This is a genomic window from Streptococcus sp. HMSC056C01 (assembly GCF_001811305.1).
Taxonomy (GTDB): domain Bacteria; phylum Bacillota; class Bacilli; order Lactobacillales; family Streptococcaceae; genus Streptococcus.
In genome coordinates, this window is record NZ_KV804176.1 from 1 (window position 1) to 207 (window position 207).

Consider the following 207-nt stretch of genomic DNA (forward strand, 5'->3'; position numbering starts at 1 on the left):
GGTAGTAAAGTTTTTGACCACGTTTCACAGTCTTCGTATTCAAGTTTTCTGCTTCGTTGTTATCAGTTTTATCTGCGTATGGGTTGGCATTTGTATCTGCGTACTTGTCTGCTAACTCTTTATCATCATCAACGAGCTTGTCACCAGTAATATCGTATTTCTCTTCAGAAACAACATATTTCTCTGGTTGGAACTTAGGCTCTTCTG

General features: G+C 38.6%; 1 protein-coding gene. It reads right to left on the bottom strand.

From position 1 onward, the window contains the following. On the bottom strand, positions 1 to 207 hold a 207-nt coding region (locus HMPREF2795_RS00005), incomplete at both ends, for a hypothetical protein (protein WP_148131236.1).